The sequence below is a fragment of the Bacillus inaquosorum KCTC 13429 genome, from assembly GCF_000332645.1.
GTDB classification, from domain to species: Bacteria; Bacillota; Bacilli; order Bacillales; family Bacillaceae; genus Bacillus; species Bacillus inaquosorum.
On the sequence record NZ_AMXN01000002.1, the window covers coordinates 706,607 to 719,705 of the forward strand.

Consider the following 13,099-nt stretch of genomic DNA (forward strand, 5'->3'; position numbering starts at 1 on the left):
ATAGTATTTGGTTTCACGGTTATGTAAAAAAATAAACATGAATACAACGTAAAAAAGGGAAAGCCGCTTAACCAGTAAGCGGCTATAAAATTATTCTCCTAACGCTTCTTTACGCAGCTGCTCCGCTTTGTCTGTACGTTCCCACGGAAGATCAACATCGTGGCGTCCAAAGTGGCCGTACGCAGCAGTTTGTTTGTAGATCGGACGGCGTAAATCAAGCATTTTGATAATGCCGGCAGGTCGTAAATCAAAGTTATTGCGAACAACTTCAATCAGTTTTTCCTCAGAAGCTTTTCCGGAACCGAATGTGTTGATTGAGATTGACACAGGCTGTGCAACACCAATCGCGTAAGCAAGCTGTACTTCGCAAGAATCTGCAAGCTCAGCCGCTACGATGTTTTTCGCAACATATCTTGCTGCATATGCCGCAGAACGGTCTACCTTCGTCGCATCCTTACCTGAGAACGCGCCTCCGCCGTGGCGTGCATAGCCGCCGTACGTATCAACAATGATTTTGCGTCCTGTAAGTCCCGCATCCCCTTGAGGGCCTCCGATAACGAAACGTCCTGTAGGGTTGATGAAATATTTTGTTTCTTCATCAATTAGCTCTTCAGGAACAACCGGATTGATAACATGTTCTTTAATGTTGCGCTGGATTTGCTCAAGCGTAATTTCAGGGTGGTGCTGAGTTGAAATAACAATCGCGTCAATGCGGACAGGTTTGTTATTTTCATCATACTCAACCGTTACCTGTGTTTTGCCGTCAGGGCGAAGGTATGGAAGAATATCTTCTTTACGGACTTCACTCAGGCGGCGGGCCAATTTATGAGCAAGTGAAATTGGAAGAGGCATAAGCTCTTTCGTTTCATTGCACGCATAACCGAACATTAAACCTTGGTCACCCGCACCGATCGCTTCAATTTCTTCGTCACTCATTGTGCCTTCACGGGCTTCAAGCGCTTGGTCTACACCCATCGCGATATCAGCAGACTGCTCGTCAATTGATGTTAAAACCGCACAAGTTTCCGCATCAAATCCGTATTTCGCACGTGTGTATCCGATTTCTTTAATTGTTTGGCGAACTGTTTTCGGAATGTCAACATACGTAGATGTTGTGATCTCTCCGCTGACAAGAACCAAACCAGTTGTCACAGACGTTTCACAAGCAACACGCGCGTTAGGGTCTTTCTTTAAAATTTCATCTAAAATGCTGTCAGAAATCTGGTCACAGATTTTATCCGGATGCCCCTCCGTAACAGATTCTGATGTAAATAAACGACGATTTTTACTCATGATTTGCTTCCTCCTGCACAAGGCCTCCCGAAAGACCTTGTATATATGATACGGAACTCGCTCCCTCTTTTATACAATGTAACGTTATATTAGAGAATGTTAATTGGCATATTTATGAAATAAAAAAACCTTTTCCATCGAGGAAAGGGTTTGGACTTTGTGCCTTTCACTCTTATCGCTCAAGGAATCATACAACCTTGCAACAGGTTAGCACCTTGGTTGTCTCACACAGTTGAACATAATAAATAACAGAGAAACCGGTTGCTGGGCTTCATAGGGCCTGTCCCTCCGCCAGCTCGGGATAAGAGTATCCGCTCAATGAAATATCTTATCGTAAAAGGGTTTGCAATGTCAATATGATTCAGAAGAAATAGGCACCTATATCGAGGGAAAACATTGGAAAACACACACACAAAAAAATGATAAATAGTATAGACTATTTGAAAATATATGTTATACTAATTCACAATTAGCAAAACACAAAAAACGATAAAGGAAGGTTTCATATGAACTCAGTTGATTTGACCGCTGATTTACAAGCCTTATTAACAAGTCCAAATGTGCGTCATAATTTATCAGCAGCACAGCTTACAGAAAAAGTACTCTCCCGGAACGAAGGCATTTTAACATCCACGGGTGCTGTTCGGGCAACAACAGGCGCTTACACAGGACGTTCACCTAAAGACAAATTTATCGTGGAGGAAGAAAGCACGAAAAATAAGATCGATTGGGGCACGGTGAATCAGCCGATTTCAGAAGAAGCATTTGACCGGCTGTACACGAAGGTTGTCAGCTATCTGAAACAGCGAGATGAGCTGTTTGTTTTCGAAGGATTTGCCGGAGCAGATGAAAAATACAGGTTGCCGATCACCGTCGTAAATGAGTTCGCATGGCACAATTTATTCGCCAGACAGCTGTTTATCCGTCCGGAAGGCAATGATAAGAAAACAGTTGAACAGCCGTTTACCATTCTTTCTGCTCCGTATTTCAAAGCGGATCCAAAAACAGACGGCACACATTCCGAAACCTTTATTATTGTCTCTTTCGAAAAGCGGACGATTTTAATCGGCGGAACAGAGTATGCCGGAGAAATGAAGAAATCCATTTTCTCCATTATGAATTTCCTGCTCCCTGAAAGAGATATTTTATCTATGCACTGCTCCGCCAATGTCGGTGAAAAAGGCGATGTTGCCCTTTTCTTCGGACTGTCTGGAACAGGCAAGACCACACTGTCAGCCGATGCTGACCGCAAGCTGATCGGCGACGATGAACACGGCTGGTCTGACACAGGCGTCTTTAATATTGAAGGCGGATGCTACGCCAAGTGCATTCATTTAAGCGAAGAAAAGGAGCCTCAGATCTTTAACGCGATCCGCTTCGGGTCTGTTCTCGAAAACGTTGTAGTTGATGAAGATACACGCGAAGCCAATTATGATGATTCCTTCTATACTGAAAACACGCGGGCAGCTTACCCGATTCATATGATTGACAACATCGTGACCCCAAGCATGGCAGGCCACCCTTCTGCAATTGTATTTTTGACGGCTGATGCATTCGGGGTCCTGCCGCCGATCAGCAAACTGACGAAGGAGCAGGCGATGTACCATTTCTTAAGCGGTTATACGAGTAAACTTGCCGGAACCGAACGCGGTGTGACGTCTCCTGAGACGACATTCTCCACATGCTTCGGCTCACCGTTCCTGCCGCTTCCTGCTCACGTCTATGCTGAAATGCTCGGCAAAAAGATCGATGAACACGGCGCAGACGTTTACTTGGTCAATACCGGCTGGACTGGCGGCGGCTACGGCACAGGCGAACGCATGAAGCTTTCTTACACAAGAGCGATGGTCAAAGCAGCGATTGAAGGCCAATTAGAGGATGCAGAAATGATGACTGACGATATTTTCGGCCTGCACATTCCACTTCACGTTCCTGGCGTTCCCGATCATATCCTTCAGCCGGAAAACACGTGGAACAACAAGGAAGAATACAGAGAAAAGGCTGTCTACCTCGCAAATGAATTCAAAGAGAATTTTAAAAAGTTCGCACATACAGATGCCATTGCGCAGGCTGGCGGCCCTCTCGTTTAGAAAGCAAAAGCCAAGAGCAATTATGCTCTTGGCTTGTTTTAATTGACAGAATGCAGTGAAGTCAGCTTGTACGTAATGATGGTCCGGCCGTCTTCCCATTGAAGCTTCTGCACTTCAGCTGTGCCCGATTTTTCGCCAAACTTTGTTTTGCGTACATCCATCGGAATCTCCATCGGATACACACGGTATCCCTCTTTCTCTAACGTGAATATATTTTCATCTATGCGAACTTCTTTTCCTTTTGTCACAATCAGTGTATTAAATTCAACAGGCATTCCCAAAGTGAAATCCCCTTTCGTTCTCTTTTTTCTTTATCATACCATATTTCACCGTCAGCGGTTTTTCATCCATTGTGTGAGCTGCCGTACGATACGCCGGTTTTCTTTTGGCGGAAAATAATGTGTGAATTTACTGTAGTACCACGTCTCCACCGGCTTATGCAGCTGTTTTAGCTTCTCTTCAAATAGATAGGAATGCTGAATCGAAACGTTTTGGTCTTTTTCTCCATGGATTAATAGCACGGGGGCCTGAATTTTATCTACTTGGTCAAATGGTGTTCTCCATTTGTATTCCTCAGGCACCTTTTTCGGTGTTCCGCCGATGACTCTTTTCATCATTCGCCGCAAATCATGCCGCTCCTCATATGTAAGGATCATATCACTGACGCCTCCCCAGGAAACAAATGAAGCCGCTTGCCGGCCCATTTCAATCGCAGTGAGCATTCCCATAATTCCGCCGCGGGAAAAACCGAAGATATGGATTCTGTCCTTCTTGACATTTGGATGCTGCTGAAGGAGTTGAAATGCAGAAAAGGCATCCTCCCTGTCTTTTCCGGCAAAATCCTCATTGCCCTCTCCTCCTTGATTTCCTCTGTAAAAAGGAGCAAACACAACAAACCCTTGGGATGCAAACTGGATAATCCGGCCCGGCCGAACCATGCCCACGCTTTTAATTCCGCCGCGCAAATATAAAAAACCGTCATATTGTCCCGGTGCCGCCGGCTCAGCCAGAAGCCCCTTTACCCGTAAGCCATTTGAAAGATAGCAGATCGTATACAAACGCACATGCTGACTTGGCGACGGAAATCTTCTTTTCTCAACAATCAAAGCAGCCGCCTCCTTTTTTCTATATGCTTTCCTTCCTCCAAAATTACATCCGGAGAACCTGATTAGGCATTCACACATTTTTATACCCATCATACGATATGTAAAGCAAAAAAGGATATTAACTTGATGCTAAATAAGGAGGTTGTCTATGTGAACAAATGGTTAAGGCTGGGCTGCGCCTGTGTCGGCAGTATATTTCTGATGATCGCCCTGGCGGCTTGCAAGCAGGAAGAAACGCTCACCAAAGTCAAAGTAGCTGAAGTGACCCATTCGATTTTTTACGCACCTTTATATGTTGCTGAGTCTAAAGGATTTTTCAAGGAAGAAGAGCTTGATGTTGATGTAAACACGACATGGGGCGGCGACAAAACGATGACATCGCTTCTTTCAAACGGCTCAGACATTGCACTTGTCGGGTCAGAAACATCTATTTATGTCGAAGCGCAAGGGGCTAAAGACCCTGTCATTAATTTCGCCCAGCTGACCCAGACAGACGGAACGTTTCTTGTCGCGAGAGAAGATGTTGAACACTTTGACTGGGATCAGCTGGAAGGAAAAACGTTTCTCGGCCAGAGAAAAGGCGGCATGCCGCAAATGGTCGGCGAGTATGTGCTGAACAAACATAAAATTGACCCGCATAAGGATATTGACCTTATCCAGAACATAGACTTTGCCAATATCGCCAATGCATTTGCTTCTGGAACCGGCGAGTATGTACAGCTCTTTGAACCGCAAGCTTCTCTCTTTGAGAAAAAAGGCATCGGCCATATCGTAGCTTCTTTCGGAGAAGAATCAGGCCAGGTTCCTTATACGACTTTTATGGCGAAACAAAGCTATCTGAAGAAACATGAAGACACAGCCGTCAAGTTTACAAAAGCCATTTATAAGGCGCAGCAGTGGGTGGAAAACCACTCGGCGAAGGACATCACAGACGCCATTAAAGATGAATTTGATGATACCGATCCAGAAGTCATCGAAACATCCATTGAACGCTATAAAAAGCAGCATTCGTATTCGCCAGACCCTCTGCTCAACGAAAAAGAATGGGAGCTGCTCCAAACCATTATGGATCAATCGGGAGAACTGCCGAAGCACATTCCATACAATCAGCTAGTAAATAAACAAATTGCCGAAAAAGTCACCTCGGAAAAATAGGAGGCGCCATTTATGTCTTTCTTACATGTCGACCATGTAACCCATACTTATTTTTCTGTAAAAGAAAAAACGACGGCCGTGCGAGATATCCATTTCAATGCTGAAAAAGGTGATTTCATTTCATTTCTCGGCCCAAGCGGCTGCGGAAAAACAACACTGCTTTCCATTATTGCCGGCCTGATTGAGCCATCGGAAGGCAGAGTTCTGATTGAAGGCCGTGAGCCAAATCAAAAAGAACATAACATTGGCTACATGCTTCAGCAGGATTACTTATTTCCCTGGAAATCTATCGAGGAAAATGTGCTTCTCGGTTTAAAAATCGCCGACACGTTGACGGAAGAAAGCAAGGCCGCTGCACTCGGTCTATTGCCGGAGTTCGGCCTCATAGATGTGGAGAAGAAATATCCGAAAGAGCTGTCGGGCGGAATGCGCCAGCGGGCCGCGCTTGCAAGAACTCTTGCGCCAGATCCAAGTCTGCTTTTGCTGGATGAGCCATTTTCCGCGCTTGATTTTCAGACAAAGCTGTCATTGGAAAACCTGGTATTCCGTACATTAAAGGAGTATCAAAAAACAGCAGTGCTTGTCACTCATGATATTGGGGAAGCGATAGCGATGAGCGATACGATCTATTTATTTTCAAACCAGCCGGGCACCATCCATCAGATTTTTACCATTCCTAAGGAATTGGCCGCGATGATGCCTTTTGACGCCCGCCAGGCGCCATCCTTCCAGACGCTGTTTCAAACGATATGGAAGGAGCTGAATTCTCTTGAGAAACAGCAAAGAAACCATTGATTTGCTTCACGAGCAATATCAATTAAAACAGAAAAAGGAAAAATGGAATGTACATTCCTTTCAGCTTGCCATATTTATTCTCTTTTTCTCGGGTTGGGAAATCTCCAGCAGGCTCGGCTGGATCGATCCGCTGATCTTCAGCTCTCCGTCAGCTGTATGGCGTTTATTGCTGGAGAAACTGGGTGACGGGTCTTTACTGTCACATATCGGCGTCACTTTATTTGAAACGGTGCTTGGCTTTTTGCTTGGGACGTTGATGGGCACGTGCCTCGCTGCTTTGTTATGGTGGTCCAACCGGCTTGCCAGAATTTTAGATCCGTATCTCGTTATTTTGAATGCAATGCCGAAAGTGGCGCTGGGCCCGATCCTGATTGTCGCGCTCGGTCCCAGTTTTATCAGCATTATTGCGATGGGGGCCATCATCAGCGTCATTATCACCACCATCGTCGTGTACACTGCCTTTCAAGAGGTTGACGAAAACTATATAAAAGTCATGAAAACATTCGGTGCAAAAAAATGGGTCATTTTTAAAGAAGTGATTCTGCCCGCATCCTCCCCCGCTATTATTTCAACACTGAAAGTAAACGTCGGGTTATCATGGGTTGGCGTCATTGTAGGGGAATTCCTTGTCTCTAAGGTCGGGTTGGGATATATGATTATTTACGGTTTCCAAGTCTTCAATTTCACGCTCGTCTTCTTAAGCCTGCTGATCATCGCCATATTTGCCACTCTGATGTATCAGGGCGTAGAGCTTCTGGAAAAGAAATGGACGAAGGGCAGGACATAAAAAAACCCGGCACATGTGCCGGGTTTTTCATTCGATCCATCCAGCTTCTTTCAGCTTTTTCAAACTGATCGGAAGAACGGAATCCTTCATAATAAAGCTGAATTTTTTATTGCGGGAAAGGTTTTCCGGAAGCTCATGAAACAGAACCGGGCCTTTCGTTTCAAAGTAATCAGCTTGCTTTTCAAGCTTTTCTATATCTGCAAAATATATATTTTTTACAATCACTTTTTCTTTACCGAGAACTTTATACTGTCCGAGGTACTTGAGGCTTTTCACTCTCGCACCCGTCTCTTCCTTTACTTCCCGGAGCGCCGCCTCTTCTGCGCACTCCATCGGCTCTACTTTCCCGCCTGGAAACTCATAGCCTCTGTCCTCATGTTCTGTTAAAAGCCATTTGCCGCCAAAACGGCAAATCACCCAGACATGTTTCGGGCTGTCCGAGAAAGGCTGAGTGTCAAAGGAAAGCTGAACAGTATTCTGATAATAATCTTTAAACTCGTACATGTTTATCCCTCAAATCCGTTCCTAGCTATCTTCCATACATCATACCACAGTTATGTTTCTTCGGAAGCCTTTTATCAAAAAATTAGGGAAACCCAGCACGCCATCAGGGTCTAAAGCATGCAGACCAGCTCGTACAGTTTTTTGCCGTGCCTTTTGCCAGAATGTGCGACTGGCGCTCTGGGCTTTATTATGACCCGTGAACAGCTAAAAGTTACGGTTTGCGTTTGAATTTATTTTTTAACGTTTCTAAAAGATCGACGAGCATCTGAGGAACCGGTATGCCGAGAGAGCTGGCTGTCACCACAATTTGCACAGACTCATAAAGAATATAAAACATAATAGCCAAGTCACGTATTGACCCCTGTGTATTCAGCAGCTGATCAAAAAAGTGGCATACAGAGATCAGAGCCAGCGTGACTAATTTTTTGACAAGCCGGGTAAATACTTTTTTAAACGCCAGCTTGTGAATAATCGTTTCCTTCAAGGTCGTACTGATAAATTCAATGGCCATAAGAGAGAGCAAAATCAGGAATGAATATTGAAAACCTCCGAAGAAAAACCCCGCTGCTGAAACGCTGACTGCGAAAAACGAAAAGATGCCAAAGTCTCTATCCATTTATACCAACATCCTTTCACAGAAACGGCCTTACGATATTCTATGGAAAACAAGCCGAACGGATTGGATTTTTCAGAAAAATGGACTGGTTGTCGCCTATTTTTTTGGGATACAAAAGAAAAGCCGGACGTCTTTTAATAAGACATCCGGCCTTTCTTTTTTGGATTTATCCCAGGTAAGCTTTCAGCATCCAGTTATGTTTTTCAATATTTTGATGGATCGCAAGAAGCATGTCCCCTGTTGTTTCGTCACCGACTTCATCAGCTAAATCCATTCCGTTTTTCAGCTCTTCCGCGATGACTGTGAAATCATCATATACGCTCTGAACCATTTGTTCAGCCGTTTCATTTCCTTCCGCTTCTTTTACAGAAGCTGTTTCCAAGGATTCCTTCATTGTCGCAATTGGTTTTCCGTTCAGTGCCAAAAGACGTTCTGCTAAGTCATCAATATAAGTTGCCGTTTCGTTATACAGCTCTTCAAACTTTTCATGAAGAGTGAAGAAATCTTTTCCTTTCACATACCAATGATAATTATGTAGTTTCACATACATGACTGTCCAGTTGGCTACTTGTTTGTTTACTGCTTGAATCAATTGTTCTGACATGATTATCTTCCTCCTTGTTATATGACTATGTATACCCTTTATATCGTACGTTAAAACCTCTTTTTTACCCTTAAGTGTCACAATTTCTTCTGCTATGCTACAATTGTTAAAAAACGGAGGTGGAATGTCATGACGCTTCTCATTACGGTAAGTATTTTGATTGTGCTGGCTGTTTTGCTTGTCACCATTTGGACGACTGTGAAAGCCTATAATGTAAAGCACACCATCGATCCTCCGCAAGAAACTCGCTCTGATTCAAAACGTCAATGATTGTGTGAATGCTCGTCTTCAGTCTGATTGCTGGCAGCATCGGCGTCTCCGACTTGGACTTTTAAGGTCGGCATGCTATGCTGTTTTTTTGCTGTGACATGGGATTGGACAGTGTATACACCATCTTCCTTAAACGTTGTTTCCAATCGATATACGCCTTTTTCCTGTTTCGCTTTATACATTTGGCTGGCGTCTTTTTCTCCTTCTTTCCATACTTCAAACTCCACTTCATCGGCATCTGTCACCGCTTCGTCTCCATATGATACCGCTGCTTCATAAGCAGCATTTTCTCCGGGATTTACTTTTTCAGGTCCGGTCAGCTTGACATCCAATACCTCGGGCGTCTCAGCTGTATTTGCTTTGTTTTCGCCAGATCCGCATCCATTAAGCAAAAAAGCAGAAAAAAGCAGAACAACCAATATCTTTTTCATGCCATCACCCTTTCATCGTTTACCTAAATAGTAGCAAACGCTTACAGCAAATGATATATAAAAAAGAAGACGTCACAAAAAAGACCTTTTTGCTTAAGTGCAAAAAGGTCCCTTTCTGTTTAGCCAAATACTTTTAGCAATTCTTCTTTATCCTGTGACAGCCAGAAACGCATTAAACGTTTAGCGCCTTCCAGATCATGAAGCTTCGCCTGGCCGCACTGCTTTTCATTTGCAGCCGGAATTTCGGTAATTTCTACTGCTTCGTTCATTGTATCTTCAAGAAGATCAACGATTTCCGCTGGTGTCGGCTCTCCGCTCACAACAAGATAATAGCCTGTTTGGCAGCCCATTGGAGAAATATCGATGATATCAAAATGATCATATTTCTCAGCGTGAGAACGAATCGTAAACGCGAGCAAATGCTCAAGTGTGTGAATGGTGTCAGGCTTCATCGCCTGTTTATTCGGCTGGCAAAAACGAATATCAAATTTATTAACAACGCCGTCTGTTCCTACTTTATGCACGCCGCAATGTCTTACGTATGGAGCAACAACCGCATTATGATCAAGCTCAAAACTTTCTACTGAAGGCATAATGGCACTCTCCCTTTTTTAAAAATGTACATTCATTATAACATACCTTTCCGATAAGAATTATCGAATAACTTTTCAATCTGCGTTTTTTTTCTTATACTTGCATCAGAAAGGTTGCTGAAGAAATATGAAAACCCTATTTATCGCTCTGATCAGAGGATATCAAAAATTCATCTCGCCGCTGACACCGCCAACATGCCGTTTTTATCCGACTTGTTCCCAATACGGAATCGAAGCGATTAAAACGCATGGTGCTCTAAAAGGCGGATGGCTGACCATCAAACGGATTTTGAAATGCCACCCGTTACATCCGGGAGGAGTCGATCCCGTTCCTGAAAAGAAACGAAAACATTAAGCGTTATAGCCGTTTACGACAAGATCCAGTTTTCCGGTTTTAGGATCAATAACTAACCCATGGACAGGAACATTTTCCGGGAACAGCGGATGATGTTTTATAACGTCTACGCTGTCTTTTACACTAGCTTCCACTGAATCAAAGCTTTTAAACCATTGATCGAAGTCAACACCGGAGTACTTTAAAGTTTCAATGCGTTCTTCAGGAATTCCTCTTTCTTTCATTCTATCAAGCATGCTTTCGCTGCTGATTTTGCTCATGCCGCAATCGTGATGCCCGATCACACATACCTCATCTGCGTTCAGTTCATACACTGCGACGAGCAAACTTCTCATGATGCTTCCGAATGGGTGTGTCACAAGCGCACCAGCACTTTTAATGATTTTCACGTCACCGTTTCGCATATTCATTGCATGCGGCAGCAATTCAACCAAACGAGTGTCCATGCAAGAAAGAATTGCCATTTTTTTATCTGGGAATTTTGATGTTTGAAACTTTTCGTACTCCTTTTGTTCAGTAAATGTCTTGTTAAATTCAAGAATATCATTTAGTAGGCTCATAAGCTAGCTGTATTCCTTTCTGGTCTTTTTACTCTTCAATATATCACAGCATTTGTCTTTTCGTCATCTTATCAAAAATCAAACTGAGCAAGAAAAAAAGACAAACCCTCAGGTCTGCCTCATTTCCCCATATTATAGCGTTTTTTGAACTGCTCTACTCGTCCGCCTTTTTCATTGAATTTCTGGCGGCCTGTATAAAACGGATGCGTGTCAGAACTGACCTCTACTTTAATGACCGGATATGTGTTGCCGTCTTCCCACTCTGCTGTTTCATTAGATGTTTTAGTAGAGGTGCTGAGAAAACGGTAGCCGCTGTTGACATCCTGAAATATGACTTTGTGGTTCTTTGGATGAATTCCTTCTTTCATGTCTATCCCCTTTCTTCAAATCGTAATAATTACGTTTTATTTTATATCCTCACAAACGTTTTGTCAATCTCCTTACATCCTTCCCTAGGTTTTCGCATCGTAAACCTCACGGCATTTAAGAATAGGAAGAATAATCTAACCGAGGAAGCAAATAATAAACCCAAAATACATACAGAACGTCTTTTTAGAAAGGTGGTTTACGATTGTGGATGATTTAGTTTTGGCTAGAAGCCTTTTTGGCACGACAATGGGCTTTCATATCATTTTTGCAACGCTTGGAGTCGGTCTGCCGCTGATGATTTTAGTGGCGGAATTGATCTATCAAAAAACGAAAGATGACCATTATGCGATCATGGCGAAAAGATGGACGAAAGCGCAAGCCGTTTTGCTGGGGGTCGCCATACCGACCGGGACGATTGCGGGCACTCAGCTCGCGCTTTTATGGCCGGGATTTATGGAAGTCATCGGCCGGGTCATGTCTCTGCCGTTTCAAATTGAGATCTATGCTTTTTTTGTTGAAGCCCTTTTCATGTCGATTTATGTATATGCCGCAGACCGTTTGTCACCGGCTATGAGGATTGTTGCTGTTTTCTTTGTATTAGTCGGCGCCGCAGCGTCAGCTGTTCTGATTACGAATGTTCACGCCTTTGAAGGAACGCCGGCCGGTTTTAAAATTTCAAACGGAAAAATTACAGATGTTGATCCGTGGGCTGCGTTCTTCAACCCAAGCTTTTTTATCACTGCCGGCCATGTCGTTTTATCCGCGTTTATGACGGGAGCTTTTATCGTGGCTTCTGTGGCTGCATATAAAATGATCCGGACGAGAAAAAAGGAAAAGGTCTATCGCTTTCACCGGAAAGCCCTCTTGCTCGCACTGACGATCGGCGGTATTTTTTCATTGCTGACCGCTTTGAATGGACACGAATCTGCACAGATGCTTTATGAATATCAGCCCGAAAAATTAGCCGGTGCCGAAGGCTTGTTTGAAACAAGGTCTCACGCCCCTCTTGCTATCGGCGGTTTTACCGACCCGAATGAAGAAAAAGTAAAATGGGCTATCGAGATTCCATGGGCCTTAAGTTTTTTGGCAGCTAACCGCTTTGACACTGTTGTAAAAGGATTAAATGCATTTCCGAGAGACGAATGGCCTCCGCTGTTTATTCACACGCTTTTTAATGCGATGGTCGGAGTAGGAATGCTGCTCATCCTTTATTCCATTATCGGTGTGGTCTGGAGAAAGGTGCTAAAGAAAGACCGTTTCCCAACGTGGCTTTTGGTCATTTTTATGACGGCAGGCCCTTTTAGCATCATCGGCATTGAATTTGGCTGGATTTTCGCCTGTACGGGGAGGCAGCCTTGGGTCATCTATCATCTCCTGAAAACGTCGGATGTTGTGACGACGACTGGCTCGATCGGGGTGCTCTTCTTATTTTTCACATTCGTTTACGCCGTGTTGGGCGCTGCTGTCGTCTACGTGCTGCTGTACTATTTCCGCAAACACCCGGTTGACGAAGATTTAAATACAGCGGAGTCGTAATGGCTCCGCAAACAGGAAACCAAATGGAAGGAAGA

17 protein-coding genes and 1 riboswitch are annotated in these 13,099 nt (G+C 43.9%); of the genes, 7 read left to right on the forward strand and 10 right to left on the reverse strand.

Annotated elements, in window-relative coordinates:
* Positions 1–90 precede the first annotated feature (90 nt).
* Positions 91–1,293, reverse strand: coding sequence for a methionine adenosyltransferase (gene metK, locus BSI_RS13015; protein ID WP_003229102.1), 1,203 nt, complete (start codon positions 1,291–1,293; stop codon positions 91–93).
* A gap of 169 nt (positions 1,294–1,462) precedes the next feature.
* Positions 1,463–1,601, reverse strand: a riboswitch (SAM riboswitch).
* Positions 1,602–1,799: 198 nt separating this feature from the next.
* Here metK and pckA point away from each other — a divergent pair.
* Complete coding sequence (gene pckA / locus BSI_RS13010) at positions 1,800–3,383, forward strand: phosphoenolpyruvate carboxykinase (ATP) (RefSeq protein WP_003238028.1); 1,584 nt, start codon at positions 1,800–1,802, stop codon at positions 3,381–3,383.
* Between the two features lie 38 nt (positions 3,384–3,421).
* On the opposite strand, the gene BSI_RS13005 is transcribed toward pckA, so the two are convergent.
* Positions 3,422–3,664 carry a DUF2584 domain-containing protein gene (locus BSI_RS13005; RefSeq protein WP_003238029.1) on the reverse strand — a complete coding sequence of 81 codons (243 nt, stop codon included), beginning with the start codon at positions 3,662–3,664 and terminating at the stop codon, positions 3,422–3,424.
* A 51-nt stretch (positions 3,665–3,715) separates the two neighbouring features.
* Complete coding sequence (locus tag BSI_RS13000; protein ID WP_003238031.1) at positions 3,716–4,489, reverse strand: alpha/beta hydrolase family protein; 774 nt, start codon at positions 4,487–4,489, stop codon at positions 3,716–3,718.
* Between the two features lie 150 nt (positions 4,490–4,639).
* On the opposite strand from BSI_RS13000, the gene BSI_RS12995 reads away from it, so the two are divergent.
* The 3 genes from BSI_RS12995 to BSI_RS12985 are packed head-to-tail and all read left to right on the forward strand — an operon-like array spanning position 4,640 to position 7,226.
* The gene (locus BSI_RS12995; protein ID WP_003238033.1) at positions 4,640–5,644 is read left to right on the forward strand and encodes an ABC transporter substrate-binding protein; all 1,005 of its coding nucleotides are present in this window, start codon (positions 4,640–4,642) and stop codon (positions 5,642–5,644) included.
* 12 nt (positions 5,645–5,656) lie between these two features.
* A complete protein-coding gene (locus BSI_RS12990) occupies positions 5,657–6,439 on the forward strand; it encodes an ABC transporter ATP-binding protein (RefSeq protein ID WP_003238035.1) in 783 nt (260 codons plus the stop codon).
* The gene (locus tag BSI_RS12985) at positions 6,414–7,226 is read left to right on the forward strand and encodes an ABC transporter permease (protein WP_003238036.1); all 813 of its coding nucleotides are present in this window, start codon (positions 6,414–6,416) and stop codon (positions 7,224–7,226) included. The genes BSI_RS12990 and BSI_RS12985 overlap by 26 nt, the downstream gene beginning before the upstream one ends.
* 27 nt (positions 7,227–7,253) lie before the next feature.
* Here the strand turns inward: BSI_RS12985 and ytkD are convergent, their stop codons facing one another.
* The 3 genes from ytkD to BSI_RS12970 all read right to left on the reverse strand — a co-directional run bounded on the left by ytkD (position 7,254) and on the right by BSI_RS12970 (position 8,950).
* Positions 7,254–7,730, reverse strand: coding sequence for an RNA deprotection pyrophosphohydrolase (gene ytkD, locus BSI_RS12980; protein WP_003238038.1), 477 nt, complete (start codon positions 7,728–7,730; stop codon positions 7,254–7,256).
* Between the two features lie 211 nt (positions 7,731–7,941).
* Complete coding sequence (locus BSI_RS12975; RefSeq protein ID WP_003238040.1) at positions 7,942–8,346, reverse strand: phage holin family protein; 405 nt, start codon at positions 8,344–8,346, stop codon at positions 7,942–7,944.
* A gap of 166 nt (positions 8,347–8,512) precedes the next feature.
* Entirely contained in the window at positions 8,513–8,950 is a 438-nt protein-coding gene (locus BSI_RS12970) for a Dps family protein (RefSeq protein WP_003238042.1), read from the reverse strand.
* Between the two features lie 129 nt (positions 8,951–9,079).
* Here BSI_RS12970 and ytzI point away from each other — a divergent pair, with 129 nt between their 5' ends.
* The gene (gene ytzI / locus BSI_RS12965; protein ID WP_003238044.1) at positions 9,080–9,220 is read left to right on the forward strand and encodes a YtzI protein; all 141 of its coding nucleotides are present in this window, start codon (positions 9,080–9,082) and stop codon (positions 9,218–9,220) included.
* On the opposite strand, the gene BSI_RS12960 is transcribed toward ytzI, so the two are convergent.
* Together BSI_RS12960 and BSI_RS12955 are read right to left on the reverse strand one after the other, a co-directional pair.
* Complete coding sequence (locus BSI_RS12960; protein WP_003238046.1) at positions 9,214–9,651, reverse strand: FixH family protein; 438 nt, start codon at positions 9,649–9,651, stop codon at positions 9,214–9,216. The two genes, ytzI and BSI_RS12960, sit on opposite strands and share 7 nt — an antisense overlap.
* A gap of 119 nt (positions 9,652–9,770) precedes the next feature.
* Positions 9,771–10,244 carry an S-ribosylhomocysteine lyase gene (locus tag BSI_RS12955; protein WP_003238048.1) on the reverse strand — a complete coding sequence of 158 codons (474 nt, stop codon included), beginning with the start codon at positions 10,242–10,244 and terminating at the stop codon, positions 9,771–9,773.
* Between the two features lie 127 nt (positions 10,245–10,371).
* On the opposite strand from BSI_RS12955, the gene yidD reads away from it, so the two are divergent.
* Entirely contained in the window at positions 10,372–10,599 is a 228-nt protein-coding gene (gene yidD, locus BSI_RS12950; protein WP_003238050.1) for a membrane protein insertion efficiency factor YidD, read from the forward strand.
* On the opposite strand, the gene BSI_RS12945 is transcribed toward yidD, so the two are convergent.
* Both BSI_RS12945 and BSI_RS12940 read right to left on the reverse strand, forming a co-directional pair.
* Positions 10,596–11,159, reverse strand: a complete 564-nt coding sequence (locus BSI_RS12945; protein WP_003238052.1) for a beta-class carbonic anhydrase — start codon at positions 11,157–11,159, stop codon at positions 10,596–10,598. The two genes, yidD and BSI_RS12945, sit on opposite strands and share 4 nt — an antisense overlap.
* 119 nt (positions 11,160–11,278) lie before the next feature.
* Positions 11,279–11,527, reverse strand: a complete 249-nt coding sequence (locus BSI_RS12940; protein WP_003219346.1) for a type B 50S ribosomal protein L31 — start codon at positions 11,525–11,527, stop codon at positions 11,279–11,281.
* 205 nt (positions 11,528–11,732) lie between these two features.
* Here BSI_RS12940 and BSI_RS12935 point away from each other — a divergent pair, with 205 nt between their 5' ends.
* Complete coding sequence (locus BSI_RS12935; RefSeq protein WP_003238054.1) at positions 11,733–13,064, forward strand: cytochrome ubiquinol oxidase subunit I; 1,332 nt, start codon at positions 11,733–11,735, stop codon at positions 13,062–13,064.
* Positions 13,065–13,099 lie beyond the last annotated feature (35 nt).